17 protein-coding genes are annotated in these 16,476 nt (G+C 64.7%); 6 read left to right on the forward strand and 11 right to left on the reverse strand.

Features of this window, described 5'->3' with window-relative positions; all coding sequences use genetic code 11:
• Positions 1–4: 4 nt before the first annotated feature.
• Genes modA through ACO076_RS09320 form a run of 3 tightly spaced genes read right to left on the reverse strand, consistent with a single transcriptional unit; the run spans position 5 to position 2,035 of the window.
• The gene (modA, locus tag ACO076_RS09310) at positions 5–817 is read right to left on the reverse strand and encodes a molybdate ABC transporter substrate-binding protein (protein ID WP_421726442.1); all 813 of its coding nucleotides are present in this window, start codon (positions 815–817) and stop codon (positions 5–7) included.
• 55 nt (positions 818–872) lie between these two features.
• Positions 873–1,250 (reverse strand): winged helix-turn-helix domain-containing protein, encoded by a 378-nt coding sequence (locus tag ACO076_RS09315; RefSeq protein WP_421726443.1) that lies wholly within the window; start codon positions 1,248–1,250, stop codon positions 873–875.
• Positions 1,251–1,294: 44 nt separating this feature from the next.
• On the reverse strand, positions 1,295–2,035 hold the full coding sequence (locus tag ACO076_RS09320; protein WP_421726444.1) for an ATP-binding cassette domain-containing protein: 741 nt from the start codon (positions 2,033–2,035) through the stop codon (positions 1,295–1,297).
• A gap of 221 nt (positions 2,036–2,256) precedes the next feature.
• Here ACO076_RS09320 and ACO076_RS09325 point away from each other — a divergent pair, with 221 nt between their 5' ends.
• The 3 genes from ACO076_RS09325 to ACO076_RS09335 all read left to right on the forward strand — a co-directional run bounded on the left by ACO076_RS09325 (position 2,257) and on the right by ACO076_RS09335 (position 4,713).
• The gene (locus ACO076_RS09325; protein ID WP_421726445.1) at positions 2,257–2,823 is read left to right on the forward strand and encodes an SRPBCC family protein; all 567 of its coding nucleotides are present in this window, start codon (positions 2,257–2,259) and stop codon (positions 2,821–2,823) included.
• A 193-nt stretch (positions 2,824–3,016) separates the two neighbouring features.
• Positions 3,017–4,219 carry a pyridoxal phosphate-dependent aminotransferase gene (locus ACO076_RS09330; protein ID WP_421726446.1) on the forward strand — a complete coding sequence of 401 codons (1,203 nt, stop codon included), beginning with the start codon at positions 3,017–3,019 and terminating at the stop codon, positions 4,217–4,219.
• 29 nt (positions 4,220–4,248) lie between these two features.
• Entirely contained in the window at positions 4,249–4,713 is a 465-nt protein-coding gene (locus ACO076_RS09335; RefSeq protein WP_421726447.1) for a DUF1801 domain-containing protein, read from the forward strand.
• On the opposite strand, the gene yghX is transcribed toward ACO076_RS09335, so the two are convergent.
• Together yghX and ACO076_RS09345 are read right to left on the reverse strand one after the other, a co-directional pair.
• On the reverse strand, positions 4,694–5,581 hold the full coding sequence (gene yghX, locus ACO076_RS09340; protein ID WP_421726705.1) for a YghX family hydrolase: 888 nt from the start codon (positions 5,579–5,581) through the stop codon (positions 4,694–4,696). The genes ACO076_RS09335 and yghX overlap by 20 nt on opposite strands.
• A gap of 60 nt (positions 5,582–5,641) precedes the next feature.
• Positions 5,642–6,619, reverse strand: coding sequence for a magnesium transporter CorA family protein (locus tag ACO076_RS09345; protein ID WP_421726448.1), 978 nt, complete (start codon positions 6,617–6,619; stop codon positions 5,642–5,644).
• A gap of 177 nt (positions 6,620–6,796) precedes the next feature.
• Between ACO076_RS09345 and ACO076_RS09350 the strand changes: the two genes are divergently transcribed.
• From ACO076_RS09350 to msrP, 3 genes are all read left to right on the forward strand, one after another.
• Positions 6,797–7,306: a DUF992 domain-containing protein gene (locus ACO076_RS09350; protein WP_421726449.1), complete on the forward strand. Its 510-nt coding sequence runs from the start codon at positions 6,797–6,799 to the stop codon at positions 7,304–7,306.
• A 137-nt stretch (positions 7,307–7,443) separates the two neighbouring features.
• Positions 7,444–9,498, forward strand: a complete 2,055-nt coding sequence (locus ACO076_RS09355) for an elongation factor G (protein ID WP_421726450.1) — start codon at positions 7,444–7,446, stop codon at positions 9,496–9,498.
• 125 nt (positions 9,499–9,623) lie between these two features.
• Entirely contained in the window at positions 9,624–10,580 is a 957-nt protein-coding gene (gene msrP, locus ACO076_RS09360; protein WP_421726451.1) for a protein-methionine-sulfoxide reductase catalytic subunit MsrP, read from the forward strand.
• Between the two features lie 46 nt (positions 10,581–10,626).
• On the opposite strand, the gene ACO076_RS09365 is transcribed toward msrP, so the two are convergent.
• From ACO076_RS09365 to ACO076_RS09390, 6 genes are all read right to left on the reverse strand, one after another.
• Entirely contained in the window at positions 10,627–11,457 is an 831-nt protein-coding gene (locus tag ACO076_RS09365) for an NAD-dependent epimerase/dehydratase family protein (protein ID WP_421726452.1), read from the reverse strand.
• Positions 11,458–11,468: 11 nt separating this feature from the next.
• Positions 11,469–12,431, reverse strand: a complete 963-nt coding sequence (locus ACO076_RS09370) for a mannonate dehydratase (RefSeq protein ID WP_421726453.1) — start codon at positions 12,429–12,431, stop codon at positions 11,469–11,471.
• 86 nt (positions 12,432–12,517) lie between these two features.
• Entirely contained in the window at positions 12,518–13,522 is a 1,005-nt protein-coding gene (locus ACO076_RS09375) for an ABC transporter ATP-binding protein (RefSeq protein WP_421726454.1), read from the reverse strand.
• A gap of 1 nt (position 13,523) precedes the next feature.
• Positions 13,524–14,561: an ABC transporter ATP-binding protein gene (locus ACO076_RS09380; protein ID WP_421726455.1), complete on the reverse strand. Its 1,038-nt coding sequence runs from the start codon at positions 14,559–14,561 to the stop codon at positions 13,524–13,526.
• A 2-nt stretch (positions 14,562–14,563) separates the two neighbouring features.
• Entirely contained in the window at positions 14,564–15,463 is a 900-nt protein-coding gene (locus tag ACO076_RS09385) for an ABC transporter permease (RefSeq protein ID WP_421726456.1), read from the reverse strand.
• Between the two features lie 12 nt (positions 15,464–15,475).
• A complete protein-coding gene (locus ACO076_RS09390; RefSeq protein WP_421726457.1) occupies positions 15,476–16,471 on the reverse strand; it encodes an ABC transporter permease in 996 nt (331 codons plus the stop codon).
• Between the last annotated feature and the right edge of the window lie 5 nt (positions 16,472–16,476).

Below are 16,476 nucleotides of genomic sequence, written 5' to 3' on the forward strand. Positions count from 1 at the left end.
TGCCTCAGGTGCTGCCGGTGACGACGGCGAAGCCGTGTGCTTCGAAGATCGAACGGGCGGCTGGCGAGCCGAGAAAGGCGAGGAAGTCTTCTGCGTTCGGATTGGTCGATTGAGCGGTGACCGCGACATCATAGTGGATCGGCGGGTGGCTATCCTGCGGGAAGACGCCGACGACGGCGACCCGTGGCTCCGCGGCGGCGTCGGTGGTGTAGACAACGCCGAGCGGGACCTCGCCGCGGGCGACAAAGGCGAGGGCCGAGCGGACATTGTCGGTTTGAACCAGCCGGTCGGCGACGCCACCCCACGCGCCATGGAACTCCAACGCGGCGCGGCCATAGCGCCCGGCGGGCACCGCTTCTGTGTCGGCGATTGCCAGCCGGTGATCGGGTTCGAGGTAAGGCGAGAGGTCAAGGCCGGGCGCGAGATCGATGGCCGGGGTGAATCCGTCCGGGGCGACAAGGGCGAGCTGGTTGCCGAGTAGGGTTCGCCGGCTGTCGATATCGATGAGGTCGCGGGCGGCGACATAGTCCATCCAATCGTCGTCGGCGGCGACGAACAGGTCGGCGGGCGCCAACTGTTCGATCTGCCGGGCGAGCGTCGGGGTGCCGGCGTAGCTGGCGCGCACCATCCGATCGCTTTCCTCCGCGTAGGCGGCGATCACGTCGTCGAGGGCGTTGCCGAGGCTGGCGGCGGCGAAGACGACGACCGGCTCGGCCTTAGCGCTTGGGCCTTCGTCCGGATCGGCGGCCGCCGTCCCAGCGGCGAGCAAGCCGGCGGAAAGCGCCGCAAGCCGGGCGAATGTGTTGGACCAGGTCATCGATATGGCTCACTGTACATATCGACGCCATGTCTGCACGCCGCATCCATGGCCGTCAATCCTGGTGCGGTGATGCGGCAAGGTGCTGGCGAAGGTCGTCGATGCCGGCCTCGATCGCGGCCCGGGCATCCGCCTCCATCGCCCGGTAGCGCTCGAGGACATAGACGCCGAGGTCGGTCAGTTGGGCGCCGCCGCCTCCGCCGGAACCACCTTTCTCGGTCTCGACCAGCGGCGAGGCGAATGCCGCGTTCATCTCCTGCACCAAATTCCAACCGCGCTTGTAGCTCATGTCGAACCGGGTGGCGGCGGCGGTGAGCGAACGGGTGTCGCGGATCGCCTCGAGCAGATCGGCCTTGCCGGGCCCAAGCGCCACGCCTGGCGCCAGCACGATCCGGAATCGCAGGCCTTCGGTCTGGTTGGCATAGTGCGGCATACGCTTTCCCCGGTGGAAAGGGGCGTTCGCGACCCGCTCGTCGGCTACGCGGTCTCGATCGCGCCGGTAATCAGGCCGGTCACCTCTTCCGGCGAGCTTTCTGCGACCGCTTTGTCCGCGACCTTGACGCCGCGGCGCAAGACGACGATCCGGTCGCAGACGGCGAAGACGTCGGGCATGCGGTGGCTGATCAGGACGACCGCGATGCCCTGGTCGCGCAGATGGCGGATCAGGTTGAGCACCTCGGCGACCTGGCGCACGGAAATCGCGGCGGTCGGCTCGTCCATCAGGACCAGCTTGGCCTCCGACAGCATGGTCCGGGCGATGGCCACCGCCTGACGCTGGCCGCCCGACATCTGCTTGACCTGATCCCGCGGCCGGGTCTCCGACTTGATCTCCTTGAACAGCTCGCCAGCGCGCCGGTACATGGTCGGGTAGTCGAGGATCTTGAACGGCCCGACGCCCTTGCGGATCTCCCGGCCGAGATAAACGTTGGCGGCGGCGGTCAGGTTGTCGCAAAGCGCGAGGTCCTGATAGACGATCTCGATGCCGTGCTCCCGTGCCTCGATCGGCCGGTGCAGGATGAGGTCGGTGCCGTCCATCTTCATCGTGCCGTGAGTCGGCTGGAAGTTGCCGGCGACGATCTTGACCAGCGTCGACTTGCCGGCGCCATTGTCGCCCATCAGGCCGACGACCTCGCCCGGCTCCAGCGAGACGGATACGTCGTTGAGGGCATGGATCGCCCCGAAGTGCTTGGAGACGTTGGTGAGTTCCAAAAGGGCCATTCGGTCGGTTTCCTCGTCTGCCGCTGGCTGATCCGCGGCTGTTGTAGCGCGAACGGTACATTGATTACAGAGTCTTGCGAGCCGCTCTCGTTTGCGGCATGAGACGCGTGCCCGTCTTCGAATCCGCAGCGCGTTGACGACCCACACACGGTCGTCAGGCGGTTTCGATAGCCGGCTCACCGGGTTGGTCAGGGGCAAGGGGCCAGACCGAGGTGCGGGGTATGAGCAGGAAAGTCCTTCGGCGGGCGGGGATCGCCATCCTCGCCGTAATCGTGATTCTGGTGGTGGTCGGGTTTTTCCTGCCGCGGCAGCCGATCGTCAGCCGGTCGATCGCGGTCGCCGCGACGCCGGACGCGGTTTATGCCGTCGTCAGCGATCTCCGGCGCTTCAACGACTGGTCGCCCTGGTACGGGCGCGATCCCGACGCCGTCTACACATTCACCGGCCCGGCGGATGGCGTCGGCCAGACGATGCGCTGGGAGAGCGACATGCCCGAGGTCGGCTCGGGGACGATGACCATCGCGGCCCTCGACCCGGACAGTCAGGTCGACATCGACCTCGACTTTGGCGATCAGGGCCTCGCCAGCACATGGGTCACCATCGCACCGGAAGGCGAAGGCGCGAACGTCACCTGGGCCTTCACCACGGATTTCGGCTACAATCCGATCGCCCGGTATTTGGGAATGATGATCGACGACATGATCGGCGGTGATTACGAGACCGGCCTCGAAAAGCTGAAGGCCGTGGTCGAGCAGCCGGCCGAAACCGACGAAGACGAACTGGGCTGAGCGGCAGGGGCCGGCACGTCGGTCAGTCGGGCGCCGATCCGTCGTCTGAATTCCTGTCGCGGCCAATTCATCCGGTCATCGCCCCGATCAAGGGAATTCAAGGCGTTTCCGCCCGTTGTCGCGTTGGAATGCTTGTGAAACCGGCGCGGCGCCACTACGGTCCGCGCGCCTCAAACAGATGGAGCAGAGCACCATGGGCTTCCTTGCCGACTCCCTGTCGCGCATCAAGCCGTCGGCGACGATCGCCGTCACCGACAAGGCACGGGAACTGCGCGCCGCCGGCCGCGACGTGATCGGCCTCGGCGCCGGCGAACCGGACATGGACACGCCGGAGAACATCAAGGAAGCTGCCGTCCGCGCCATCCGCGACGGTAAAACCAAATACACCGCCGTCGACGGGATCCCCGATCTGAAAGCGGCGATCGTCGACAAGTTCAGGCGCGAGAACAATCTCGACTACGACACCAGCGAGGTGAGCGTCGGCACCGGCGGCAAGCAGGTGCTGTTCAACGCACTGATGGCGACACTCAATCCCGGCGACGAAGTGGTGATCCCGGCGCCCTATTGGGTGAGCTACCCGGAGATCGTTTCGCTCGCCGGCGCGACGCCGGTGATTGTGCCGACCCGGCCGGAGGACGACTTCCGGATGACGCCGGACGCGCTCGAAGCGGCGATCACGCCCAAGACCAAGTGGCTGATCCTCAACTCGCCGTCGAACCCGTCCGGTGCCGCCTACACCCGCGACACGCTGAAGGCGCTGACCGACGTGGTGATGCGCCACGATCACGTCTGGGTGCTGACCGACGATATGTACGAGCACCTCGTCTATGACGGGATCAAATTCGTGACACCGGTCGAGGTCGAGCCCGCTCTGAAGGACCGGACGCTGACGATGAACGGCGTCTCCAAGGCGTATGCGATGACCGGCTGGCGGATCGGTTACGCCGCCGGCCCGCAGATGCTGATCAAGGCGATGGCCAAGCTCCAGTCGCAGTCGACCACCAACCCGTCGTCGATCTCGCAATGGGCGGCGGTCGAAGCGCTGAACGGGCCGCAGGATTTCCTGCCGGAGCGGCTTGAGGTCTTCCGCCAGCGTCGCGACTTGGTCGTCTCGATGCTGAACCAGGCGAAGGGGATCGCCTGCGTCAATCCGCAAGGCGCGTTCTACGTGTTCCCGTCGTGCGAAGGCGCGATCGGCAAGACCAGCGCCGGCGGCAAGACCATCGACGGCGACGAAGCGTTCGTCACCGCGCTGCTCGAAGAGGAAGGCGTCGCCGCCGTGCACGGCTCGGCGTTTGGTCTATCGCCGTTCTTCCGCGCTTCCTACGCGACATCGACAGAGGCGCTGGAGGAAGCGTGCGCGCGCATCCAGCGGTTCTGCGCCGGGTTGCGCTAGGCTCGGCCCTGCGATCGATGGCCGGTACAATGGCCAAACGAACCACCGCGGCTTCGGTCGGCGATCCGGCGGTCGCCGCGGTGTTCGACTCCTACCCGCCGCGTCTGCGCAAGAAGCTGAAGGCGCTGAGGGCCCTGATCCTGAAGACGGCCGCCGACACCGATGGCGTCGGGCCGTTGACCGAAACGCTGAAATGGGGCCAGCCGAGCTACCTCACCGAAGCGACCGGCAGCGGCACGACCGTGCGGATCGACGCGGTCAAAGGCGCGCCGCATCGGTACGCGCTCTACGTTCACTGCCAGACCCGGCTTGTCGAGGCGTTTCGGGAACTTTACCCGGATCAGCTCACCTACGAGGGCAACCGGGCGATCCTGTTCGATGCGAACCGCCCGGTTCCTGAAACGCCGCTTCGCCACTGCATCGCGATGGCGTTGACCTACCACGCGCGCAAGAAGGCGAAACCGTTGTCGGACGTTACGACAGCGTCTCCTTAAAGAAGGCGATCATCCGCTCCTCGGCAAGCTGGGCGGCCTCGGCGTCGTAGCGTGGCGTCGTGTCGTTGTGGAAGCCGTGATTGACGCCGGGATAGACGTGAGCCGTGTAGGTCTTGCCGGCGGCTTTCAGCGCTTCCTCGTAAGCCGGCCAGCCTTCGTTGATCCGCTCGTCGAGCTCGGCGTATTTGAGAAGCAGCGGCGCTTCGATGCTGGCGACGTCGGCCGGGTCGGGCTGGCGGCCGTAGAATGGGACGCCGGCGGCCAGTTCGGGATAGGCGACCGCGATGGCGTTGACCACGCCGCCGCCATAGCAGAAGCCGACCGCGCCGACTTTGCCCGTGCTGTCCTCGCGGCCGAGCAGGTACTCGAAACCGGCGAAGAAGTCGTTGAGCAGCTTCTCCTGATCGACCGTGCGCTGAAGCTCGCGGCCTTCGTCGTCGTTGCCGGGATAGCCGCCGACCGAGGTCAGGCCATCCGGCGCCATCGCCATGAAGCCCGCCTTGCCGATCCGGCGCGTCACGTCCTCGATGTAGGGATTCAGTCCGCGGTTCTCGTGCACCACCAGGACCGCCGGAAGCTCGCCGTCGGCGCCCGCCGGCCGCACCAGATAGGCGTTGACCTCGCCATGGCCGTTCGGGGAGGGGTAGGTGATCCGGCTCGTCGTGATGTCCGGATCGTCTTCGGCGACCTGTTGGGCCAGCGCGTAGTTCGGGGAGAGTTCCTTGAGCAGGGCGGCGGCGGTGATGCCGGCGACCGTAAACTTGGCGGCGCGGGCCATAAACTCGCGCTTGGTGATCTTGCCGTGGGCGTAATAATCGTAGAGGTCGAGAAGCTCCTGCGGAAAGTCTTTCGCAGTCTTCCGGCGGATCGGTGCCAATTCGTTCATGTCGGTGTCCCTCTGGTTGGCGCGGTCTTCGCGGCGGGCGCGTCAGAGCCAGCCACGCCGCTTGAAGTAGAGATAGGGCAGCACGGCCGACGCGACCATCAGGCCGATCGCGAACGGGTAGCCGAGGTTCCACCCAAGCTCGGGCATGTCGACGAAGTTCATGCCGTAGATCGTGCCTATCAAAGTCGGCGGGAAAAAGATCGTCGCGGCGATAGTCAGCACCCGGATCACTTCGTTCTGCTCGACGGAGATCAGGCCCAGGGTGGCATCGAGCAGGAACGTGATCTTGTTGGAGAGGAAGGTCACGTGGTCTTCCAGCGATCGCACGTCGCGGCCGATCAGCTTCAGCCGGTTCTTGCTCGAGCCCTTGGCGAAGGCGCCGCGCAGGCTCAGGCTGGCGTATTGGATCAGCCGTTCGAGCGAGGCGAGGCTGAGCCGCGCTTTTCCGGCCAGATCGCCCTGAACGCCGATATCGTCGATCAGCTCGTCGAGCCGGCGGGCTCGTCGCCGTTCCCGTTGCGCGGCGAACACCTCGCGGTTGATGCGGTCGACATCGCCGCTGATCCGCTCCAGCACATCGGCGGTCCGGTCGACCACCGCCTCGAGCAGGCCAAGGAATACGGCCGGGGTCGACGCGCACGCGTTGCCGGGCTTGCCGGCGCGGGAGAGAAACTGGCGGTGGGCGCGCAGGTCGTCGTAACGCAATGTCGCGATCCGCTGGTCGCCGGAAACGGCAAAGGTGAGGGGCACGAGGAGCGGCTCGCCGGCATCGACGCCGGTCAATATGGTCGCCGTCATGAAGACGGTGCCGTCCTCGGCGTAGAAGCGGCTGGAGAACTCGATCTCCTCGGCTTCCTCCCGGGTCGGCAGTTCGGCGCCAAGGAAGGTCTCGGCGAACGCGGCATCGGCCCGGCTCGGCCGCATCATGTCGACCCAGCCCGCTTCCTCGGGCACAGGCGTATCGGCGTCGAGCGTCAGCTTGTAGGGTCCGTTCGGACCGAGCGAGTAGGCGTCGAGCATCGGCGGTCACCTCGCCACCGACATGCACGCTTGCACGGTCGCGATCAAGGGGCGGACGAAAGCGGGCGGTTTGCCTTACCAGCGCCTCACGTGACAGGTGATACTCGCCCGGCGGGAATCACTGTAAGGCTATCCCGTCCAAACCGACCGATCCCCATTTCGTGGAGGTAAATCGCCATGCGTCTCAGTCGTATCGTCACCGGAGCACGCGCCGCGCTTGTGGCAGGGTGCGTCGCCGCCGTCGCCGGACTGGCGATGACATCGTCCTCGATCGCGTCCGATCGGCATCTGAAGGTCGGCGTCCTGACCTGCGCCGCCGGGCCGAGCATCGGTTTGCTGATTACCTCGAACGAACGGATCAACTGCAGCTTCCAGCCCGATACCGTGGCGACCGAGCACTACAGCGGTCATATCCGCAAGTTCGGCCTCGACGTCGGTATCACCGCCGGCTCGGTCATCATCTGGGCGGTGTTCGCCTCGCAGAGCGACTATGTGCCCGGTTCCTTGGCCGGCGAATACATCGGCGTGTCGGCCGAGGAAACGACCCTGCTCGGCCTCGGCGCCAACGTTCTGGTCGGCGGATCGCAGGATTCCATCGTGTTGCAGCCATTGAGCGTCCAGGCGCAGGCGGGACTCAACCTTGCCGTTGGTGTATCGCGGATGGTTCTCAACGAAAGGGATAACTGACACTTCTCCCCTCACGGCGGGAGTGGCTGTTCCACCGGTTGATCTTCTCCCTTGTCAGCCGCCGCGTTCCTTGAGACGATTAAGCAAGGGCGCGGCTTAGGCGTCTCGGAACAATACGAGAACGGGGAGAAAAACTCATGGCGGACGGCAACAGCGGCAGGGTTGAAGGGCCCCGGTGCATCGCACTCGTGGGCCCTTTTGCGAGCGGCAAGACGACACTGCTGGAGGCGATCCTCGCGCGCACCGGCGCGGTGACCCGGCAGGGTACGATCGCCGAGGGCAACACCGTCGGCGATGGCTCCCCCGAGGCCCGCGCCCATCAGATGAGCGTGGAGACCAATATCGCCGAAGCCGACTTCATGGGGGACCAACTCACCTTCATCGATTGTCCCGGCTCGGTCGAGTTCTCCTATGAAGCCGAACCGGTGCTTGCCGGCGCCGACCTGGCGGTGGTCGTCGCCGAGGCGGACGAGAAGAAGATTCCCGCGCTCCAGGTCATCCTCAAGAGCCTGGAAGACAAGGGGATCCCGCGCCTCTTGTTCCTCAACAAGGTCGACAAGGCCGAGGGCAGCGTTCGCCAGACCCTTGAGACGCTGCAACCGGCGAGTGGCGTGCCGCTGGTGCTGCGCCATATCCCGATCTGGCAGAGCGATGTGGTCTCCGGTTTCATCGATCTCGCGCTGGAACGTGCTTACGTCTACCAGGAGCACGCGGCGAGCGAACTGATCGACATGGCCGATGCCGATCGGGACCGCGAGGCCGACGCCCGCTTCACCATGCTGGAGACGCTCGCCGACTACGATGACGGGCTGATGGAGCAACTGCTGGAGGATATCCAGCCGGATCGTGAGCACATCTTCGCCGACCTCGTCCGCGAAATGCGCGCCGGGTCCATCTGTCCCGTGCTGATCGGTTCCGCCGAGAACGGCAACGGCATCGGCCGGCTTCTGAAGGCGATCCGTCATGAGGCGCCGGGAATCGCCGAGACCCGCACGCGGCTCGGCCTCGACGATATCGAGGACACCATCGTCCAGATCCTCAAGACGTTACACACCACCCATGGCGGCAAGCTGTCGGTGGCGCGGGTACTGACCGGGTCGCTTGCCGACGGTGCCGAACTTACCGGACCGGATGACTCGACCGAGCGCGTCTCCGGCCTGTTCCGGATCCAAGGCCAGCAGGCCAACAAGCGCGATGCGGCTGCCGCCGGCGAAACGGTCGGGCTCGGCAAGCTCGACGACGCGCAGACCGGCTGGACGATGTCGACGGGTAAGACGGCGCCTGCCCAACTCATCACCCTCCAACCGCCGCCGCCGGTGCTCGGTGCAGCGGTATCGTCGGCGGAGCGCAAGGACGACGTCAAACTGTCGTCGGCACTCTCCAAGGCGGTCGAGGAAGACCCGTCGCTCAAGGTCACTCACGTTCAGGACACGGGCGAGACGGTGCTGGAAGGCCAGGGCGAGATGCATCTGCGCGTCGCGCTGGAACGGCTGACCGGCAAGTACGGCATTTCGGTCACCACCCACGATCCGCGAGTGCCATACAAAGAAACGATCCGGGGCACGACCACCATCCGCGGCCGCCACAAGAAACAGTCCGGCGGGCACGGTCAGTTCGGCGACGTGGTGCTGGACATCAAGCCGCTGCCCCGTGGCGCCGGCTTCAGCTTCGCCGAGACGATCAGCGGTGGTGCGGTGCCACGCAACTATTTCTCGTCGATCGAGGACGGCATCGAGGAGTACCTGAACCGGGGGCCGCTGGGGTTCCCGGTCGTCGATGTCGCGGTAACCCTGACCGACGGTTCCTACCATTCAGTCGACTCATCCGATCAGGCGTTCCGTACCGCGGCGCAGATCGGCATGCGCGAAGGGATGCCGGAGTGCAAGCCGGTGTTGCTGGAGCCGGTCCTCAAGGTCGAGGTTGCGGTGCCGTCCGATGCCACCCCGCGGGTCAACGGCATCGTCTCCCAGCGTCGCGGCCAGCTGCTCGGGTTCGACGCCCGTCCCGGCTGGCCGGGTTGGGACGTGGTCGAAGCGATGATCCCGCAGTCGGAGATCCGCGACCTGATCATCGAGCTGCGCTCCGCGACCGCCGGTGTGGGGACGTTCAATGCTGCGTTCGACCATTTGTCGGAGCTAACCGGCAAGCTGGCCGACCAGGTGATCGAGCGGGCCAAGGACAAGGCGGCTTGAGAAAGCCCGGTTTGCCAAGGACAAGGCGGCTTGAGAAAGCCCGGTTTGGCGCCCACACCATCGTGATTTGATCGTGTGTCCGACCGGGCATAGGTCTTTTCGGAAGTAACGGTAGGAGCCGAGCCATGTACGTGAAGCGACAGAGAGGATGGGAGATACCGGAGCGGCTGGCGACGCCGGAGTCCGTCTACTTCAACCGTCGTCAGATTCTCGCCGCGAGCGGCCTTGGCCTGGCGGCCGCGGCGTTGCCACGTCCGGGGCGTGCTGCGGAGACCGATCCCACCGCCGACCTTTACCCCGCACCGCGCAACTCGAAATACACCATCGAGCGCCCGGTGACGCCGGAGTCGATCAACACCACCTACAACAACTTCTATGAGTTCGGCACCCAGAAGGACATCTGGGAAGCCGCTGAGGCGCTGCCGATCAGGCCCTGGGAAGTGAAGATCGACGGACTCGTCGAGAAAGAGATCACCACCGATTTCGATACGCTGATCCGGCGGATGCCGCTGGAGGAGCGGCTTTACCGGCACCGCTGCGTCGAGGCCTGGTCAATGACGGTGCCGTGGACCGGCTTCCCGGTATCCGAGCTGGTGAAGTACGCCAATCCGCTCGGCGATGCGCAATATCTGCGCATGGAAACCTTCATGATGCCCGACGTCGCCACCGGCCAGAAGCAGATCTGGTATCCGTGGCCCTACGTCGAAGGGATCACCATGGCGGAGGCTAACAACGAACTGGCCTTCATGGTCACCGGCGCCTACGGCAAACCGGTCGCCAAGTCGATGGGCGCGCCGATACGCATCCACCTGCCGTGGAAGTATGGGTTCAAATCGATCAAGTCGATTGTCCGGTTCACCTTCACCGACGAGCGTCCGGTGAGCTTCTGGGAGGAACTCGGCCCCTCTGAGTACGGCTTCTGGGCCAACGTCAACCCGGAGGTCGCGCATCCGCGGTGGAGCCAGGCGACCGAACGGGATCTGGCCACCAACGAGCGAATCCCGACCCGGCTCTACAACGGCTACACGGAATACGTCGCCGACCTCTACACCGGAATGGAAGACCAGCGCCTCTTCATGTAGGGCGCGAGGGTCGGAGTCTGCGGGTTCCGCTCTGTGCAGCCGGCGCCTATTCTTCGTCGTGCCGCCAGCCGAGCAGTTTTTCCGCCTTCGCCGTGCTGAAGAAGCTGTTTCGACCACTGAGATCGCCGCGGATCGGCACGTCCGGGAAGTGTTTTTCCGCGAGCTCCAGGCTCGGAACGTCGACCGACGTATCCGGGGCGATGATGTAGAACGCTTCGTGTCCGGTGAAGTCAGCCTCGAGGCTGAGGAGGCAGGCGCGGGCTGCGGCATCGAAGCGGGTGTAGGCCCACAGATGCTTGGCGGGTCGCGGATGATCCTCGCTGAAGCGCTCGCTCGCCATCGATCGCTCCGGCACCACCCAGTGGAACCGCATGCTGGCGATCCGCATGCCCTCGTAGCGGCGGACGAAGCTGTCGGCCTGCTGCTCGCATATCCATTTGGACAGGCTGTACGGTTCTTCGTTGTAGTTGGGATGCTGCTCATCGACGGGGAAATAATCGAACCGCGGATCGCGGCTGAAGGACAGGCCGATGGCATTGACGCTTGACGCCTGGCACACCCGCTCGATGCCGTGTTCGGCCGCTGCCCGCAAAGCGTTGTAGCTGCCGACCACGTTGTTGTTGTGCACCACATGGTCGGGGTGATTGCCCGGGGCGGGGATCGCCGCCATGTGGACGACCGCGTCGCACCCGTCGAAAGCCTCCACCAGCTTGTCGTAGTCGGCGACGTCGGCGGTGACGCGCCGCAGGCGATCCTGTTCGCGCACATCGTCCGCCTGAACGCGGTCGATGGCGACCACGTCGTCTCCCCGACGCAAGGCTTGCTCCGTGATGGCACGACCGATACGGCCGGCGCCACCGGTGACGGCAATCTTCATGGACGGAAACCTTATTCTGCGTAGACGGCCTGCTGCAGACCGCGAATGTAGCCGATCGCATAGAGGCGGCCAAAGGCCGAATAACCGGCATTGTCGTTGCTGTCACCCTCGACGGTCGGCACATGATCGGGCCGAAGAACGCCGTCGAAACCGATGTCCTTGTAGGCGCGCATACAGGCGAGCATGTCGGTCTTGCCGGCGTCGTGCCAGGTCTCCTCGAAGTGGGAGGGATCTCCCTTCACGTCGCGGAAATGAACGAAGAAGATCTTGTCGCCGAATTGGCGGATCGCGCCGGGGAGATCCTCAGTCATCAGGGTGAAGTTACCCTGACACAGGGTGATGCCGTTCATCGGGCTCGGATCGAGGTCGAGCAGGCGCTGAAAGTTCTCGACGCTGCGCATGATCCGCCCGACGCCGCGGATCGGCGACAGCGGCGGGTCGTCCGGATGCATGGCGAGCCTGACGCCAGCGCGTTCGGCGACGGGCAGCACCTTCTTCAGGAAATATTCGAGATGGGTCCACAGCTCCTCTTCGCTGATCGGCTCGCCGTCGGTGATATCGTCGGGGACATCGGCCGCGTCGAAGCTGGTGACCACCGAGCCGCCACGCGAGGGCTTGGCGAGGTCGGTGCGGACCCAATTGAAGTCGGTCATCCACTCGTAGCACCAGACCGGAATCCCGAGCTTGCCCATGTTTTCAAGCAACGTGCAGACCGTCTCGATTTCCGCGTCACGGCCAGGCAAGCCGCGTTTGGCGAGATTGAGCGGCGGTCGGGCCTCGATGACCGCGAGGCGGTAGCCAGCCGCCTCATAGCGATCCTTCATCCGTTTCAGCGGCGCGTAGTCCCACGCCGCCTCGCCGTCGGCGAGGTCGTTGAAGGGGAGCCCACCGACCGCGGCGTCGACCCCGGCCTGCTTGGCGAGTTTCCAAACCGGCGAGGGCTCGGGGCTGATCATTTCGGCGATTTCAATCATCGTGGTTCACTTCGCGTTCGAGGGCGGCGCGACACCGGAACGTTCGGGTTCGACGGTCGGCCGATGGGTAGCACACAAGCGGCCGATCAGACCGGCAGCAGCTCCGACACGCGATCGGGGACGATCTTGGGCTTCTCCTCATAGAGATAGCACGCCGCCGTTTGATGCGGTCCGATCTCAAAAAGCGGCGGGCGCGTGCTGCAGATGTCCATCGCCGACGGGCACCGGCCGCGGAACGGGCAGCCATCGCTGTCCTCGTTCGCCTCGCGCGCGATGATCGAATGCTCGCCCCAGCGCTGGTCCAGGTTCGGCCAGGGGATCGAGTCGACCAGCAAGCGCGTGTAGGGATGCTGCGGATTCTTGATCACCGCGTCGACGTCGCCGGCCTCCATCACCGCGCCGCGATAGAGGACGATGATCGACTTGGCGATGTGGTACGCCGTGGTCAGATCGTGGGTGATGTAGATGATCGATACCCCGTAGTCGCGCTGGAGATTGCGGAGCGTCTCGAGGATGCTCGCCCGCAGCGACGCATCGACCATCGAAACCGGTTCGTCGGCGACCAGAATGCGCGGCCGTAGCAGCAGCGCCCGTGCGACGTTGATCCGCTGGCGCTGGCCGCCGGAAAGCTGGTGCGGAAAGCGCCCGAGGACATCCTCCGGCCGGAGGCCAACCGCCGTCAGCGCCTCCTCCATCTTGTCCCGCGCCTCGGCCCTCGACTTGGCGAGCTTGAAATGGCGGATCGGGACGGTGAGCAGGTGGTCGACCGTATAGAAGGGATTGAACACCGCGAACGGGTCCTGAAATACTGCCTGGACCTCGCGGCGATAGGCGAGCTTTTCCTTGCCCTCCAGGGTGCTGATGTCGCGGCCGTCGTAGAGGATCTGGCCTTTGGTGGCCTCGATGAATCCGAGCAGCAGCATCGCCAGCGTGGTCTTGCCGCTGCCGCTCTCGCCGGCGACGGTCAGGATCGTCGGTTCGTCGTCCTTCAGCGTCAGCGAGAAGTCGCGCAGTGCCACGTTCTCCTTGGCGTTGATCAGGCCGCGCGAATAGACCTTGGTGACTTCGTGGAGTTCGAGCAGGTTCCCCATGTCACGCCTCCCCGTCGAAGAGGTGGCACATGACGGAACGGTCGCCCGGCAGGATCGTTGCCTCCGGACGCTTGGTCTTGCAGATGTCCATGACCTTCGAGCAGCGCGGATGAAACGCGCAACCGCTCGGTAGCCTCAGAAGCGATGGCGCCAGTCCGGGAATGCCCTGGAAGACGCCCTTGTTCTCCAGGTTCGGCAGGCTGCTGATGAGTGCCTGTGCGTACGGATGCTTGGGGTCGGTGAACATCTCGCGCACCGAGCTGACTTCCACCAGTCGCCCGGCGTACATCACCGCGACCCGATCGACGAATTGCGCCATCAGGCCCATGTCGTGACCGATGAGGATCACGGCGGCGTTGATTTTCGCCTGAACCCGGTCGATCGTCTCCATCACCTGGCGCTGGGTCACCACGTCGAGCGCGCTGGTCGGCTCGTCGGCGATGATCACCTGCGGATGCAGCAGGATGCCGATGGCGATGCAGACCCGCTGCTTCATCCCGCCGCTGAGTTCGTGCGGGTACATCCGAAACACCTTCGGATCGAGGTCGACCGAGGCCAGCGAATGCATGCAGCGCTCGTTGATCGCGGCCGCCTTTTCGTTGGGCAGGTGCGACTGGACGGCATCGACCATCTGTGCGCCGATCCGCATCACCGGATTGAGCGAGTTCATTGCCCCTTGCGGGATGTAGGCGATCTTGCTGAGCCGGGCCCGGCGCATGTCCTCTTCGTTGAGCGAGATGAGGTCCGTACCGTCGACGACGACCTCGCCTTGCTCGATGCGACCGGGCTCCTTGATCATCCGCATCATGGCGAGGGCGAGGGTGCTCTTGCCCGATCCGGATTCGCCGACCATGCCCATCTTCTGGCCGGCCGGCATGGTGAAGCTCACGTCGTCGAGCGCCTTCGCGCGGCCGGCATCGGTGTAGTAGGTCACCTCCAGATTGCGGACCTGGAGGACCGGTGCTGCCGTCGTCGCTTTCACCGAGGTCTTGGCCTCCGGCCGCGCGACGTCATTTTCCACGAGAACGGAGTTGTCCATAGCTACTCGGTCTTCCTGACGCGGGGATTCGCCAGTTCGTCAAGGCCCATGTTGATCAGAGCGAGGGTCGCGAGGATCAGGATCATCATGATCGACGGGAAGATGGGCCACCACCACCAGCCGTTGAAGAACGCGCCTTGCGACTGCGCCGACCAGATGATGTTGCCGAGCAGCGGCTCGCGCAATGGGCCGAGACCGAGCACGGCGAGGTAGAAGGATGCGAACACGGCGATGAAGACCTGACCGACCAGCGCCGCCGCCACGAACGGCAGAAGGTTCGGGAAAATCTCCTTGAAGATGATGCCGGTGTCGCTGACGCCGGAGAGTTTGGCGACGGCGACGAACTGCCGTTCCTTCATGGTCAGGACCTGAGCGCGGATCACCAGTGTCGGGCCCATCCAGGCGAGGATCACGATGATGACCGCCAGCGTCACGATGGTGACGTCGCGGGGGTCGAGTGATCCGGCGATCACGATCTGGATCAGGATCGCCGGGATCGGGATCAGGATCTGGCAGGTGGAGCGGACCGAGGCGTCGATCCAGCCGCCGAAGTAGGCCGAGATGAAGCCGAGCACGACGCCGATCAGCGTGCCGACTCCACCGGCCAGCACCCCGATGACGACCGTCTGCCAGGTACCAACCACCATCCCGGCGAACAAATCGCGGCCGAAGAAGTCGGTGCCGAACGGATACTGCAGGCTTGGCGGCTGCCGCGGCCTGACCGACAGCGGGTAGGCATCGCTCGGGTCGATGATCAGCATCCCGATAATCGTGAAGGCCGCCAGCAGGACGAGCAAAATCAGTCCGATCGACAGACTGACATTGCGACGCAGATACCGCAGGAGAAGGACGAGCGAGCTTGGCTGCAGTCCCTGCTCGGATTCCATCGTCGTGGCGGACACGGCGGGTTTTCCCTATTGAGCGCGGATGCGCGGATCGAGGATCGGGTACAGGAACTCGAGCAGCGTCATCAGCACGGCGACGGAAATGGTGATGAACAGGACGATGCCGTAGATCACCGGGAAATCATTCGCCCTGATGGCGTTGATCAGGAGCAGCCCGACCCCGGGCAGCGAGAAGATCGCCTCGACGATGATCGCCGACGTGATCACGGTTCCGAGCGCCAGGGCGAGGGCAGTCACCTGCGGCAGCAGGGCGTTGCGCAGGTAATAGTCCCTGAAGATGCGGAAGCCGCTCAGCCCCTTGTGCTCGGCGAAGTTCACATAGTCCTCGCCCTGGATGGTGATGCCCATGCCGCGCATGGTCAGCACCCACAAGCCGATGGTGCCGAGGATCAGCGCCAGCGCCGGCAGCACCTGGTGCCTGAGCATGTCGAGGGCGAAGGTCAGGGTCCACTCGGGGACGATCCCGATCGAATAGGCGCCGCCCAGCGGCAGCCACTGCAGTTGAAAGCCCAGAAAGAAAACCAGCAACACGCCCATCAGGACGGGCGGCACGCCCATGAACAGAACGAACGGCAGGGCGAAATTGCGCGACCACGCCGGCGCGCGGGGCCAGGCGGCGATCGCGCCGAAGAGATTGCCGATGACGAAGCTGATGATCGTCGTGACCAGCAGCAAACCGATGGTCCACGGCAGCGACTGGGCGATGAGCCCGGTGACGGTTGCCGGATAGCTGTTGAGCGAGAAGCCGAAGTCGAGGCGCACAACGCTCCATATGTAGTCGAGATATTGCTGGAAGAGCGGCTTATCCAACCCAAACTGCTTTGAGAATGAATCGATAATTGCTTCGAGGTCGGCCGGTGAGAAGCCGCCGGTGCGGGCGAGTTCGGCAAAGCGCTCGCGAATCGGATTTCGTTCGGACAGGCGTGGAACGAAGAACGTGATCGTCGACGCGGTCCAGATGACGACGAACAGAAACGAGACCCTCCGGACCACCAATGCGATCATATCGG

Source organism: Bauldia sp. (assembly GCF_965232525.1).
Lineage (GTDB): Bacteria > Pseudomonadota > Alphaproteobacteria > Rhizobiales > Kaistiaceae > Bauldia.

Excerpts from the sequence above, each read along its gene's own strand:
- ACO076_RS09350 (WP_421726449.1), top strand. The coding sequence starts at position 6,797 with ATGCGTCTCAGTCGTATCGTCACCGGAGCACGCGCCGCGCTTGTGGCA.
- ACO076_RS09320 (WP_421726444.1), bottom strand. The coding sequence starts at position 2,035 with ATGGCCCTTTTGGAACTCACCAACGTCTCCAAGCACTTCGGGGCGATC.
- modA (WP_421726442.1), bottom strand. The coding sequence starts at position 817 with ATGACCTGGTCCAACACATTCGCCCGGCTTGCGGCGCTTTCCGCCGGC.
- ACO076_RS09325 (WP_421726445.1), top strand. The coding sequence starts at position 2,257 with ATGAGCAGGAAAGTCCTTCGGCGGGCGGGGATCGCCATCCTCGCCGTA.
- ACO076_RS09380 (WP_421726455.1), bottom strand. The coding sequence starts at position 14,561 with ATGGACAACTCCGTTCTCGTGGAAAATGACGTCGCGCGGCCGGAGGCC.
- ACO076_RS09330 (WP_421726446.1), top strand. The coding sequence starts at position 3,017 with ATGGGCTTCCTTGCCGACTCCCTGTCGCGCATCAAGCCGTCGGCGACG.
- msrP (WP_421726451.1), top strand. The coding sequence starts at position 9,624 with ATGTACGTGAAGCGACAGAGAGGATGGGAGATACCGGAGCGGCTGGCG.
- ACO076_RS09345 (WP_421726448.1), bottom strand. The coding sequence starts at position 6,619 with ATGCTCGACGCCTACTCGCTCGGTCCGAACGGACCCTACAAGCTGACG.
- ACO076_RS09335 (WP_421726447.1), top strand. The coding sequence starts at position 4,249 with ATGGCCAAACGAACCACCGCGGCTTCGGTCGGCGATCCGGCGGTCGCC.
- ACO076_RS09390 (WP_421726457.1), bottom strand. The coding sequence starts at position 16,471 with ATGATCGCATTGGTGGTCCGGAGGGTCTCGTTTCTGTTCGTCGTCATC.
- ACO076_RS09375 (WP_421726454.1), bottom strand. The coding sequence starts at position 13,522 with ATGGGGAACCTGCTCGAACTCCACGAAGTCACCAAGGTCTATTCGCGC.
- ACO076_RS09370 (WP_421726453.1), bottom strand. The coding sequence starts at position 12,431 with ATGATTGAAATCGCCGAAATGATCAGCCCCGAGCCCTCGCCGGTTTGG.
- ACO076_RS09355 (WP_421726450.1), top strand. The coding sequence starts at position 7,444 with ATGGCGGACGGCAACAGCGGCAGGGTTGAAGGGCCCCGGTGCATCGCA.
- ACO076_RS09315 (WP_421726443.1), bottom strand. The coding sequence starts at position 1,250 with ATGCCGCACTATGCCAACCAGACCGAAGGCCTGCGATTCCGGATCGTG.
- ACO076_RS09365 (WP_421726452.1), bottom strand. The coding sequence starts at position 11,457 with ATGAAGATTGCCGTCACCGGTGGCGCCGGCCGTATCGGTCGTGCCATC.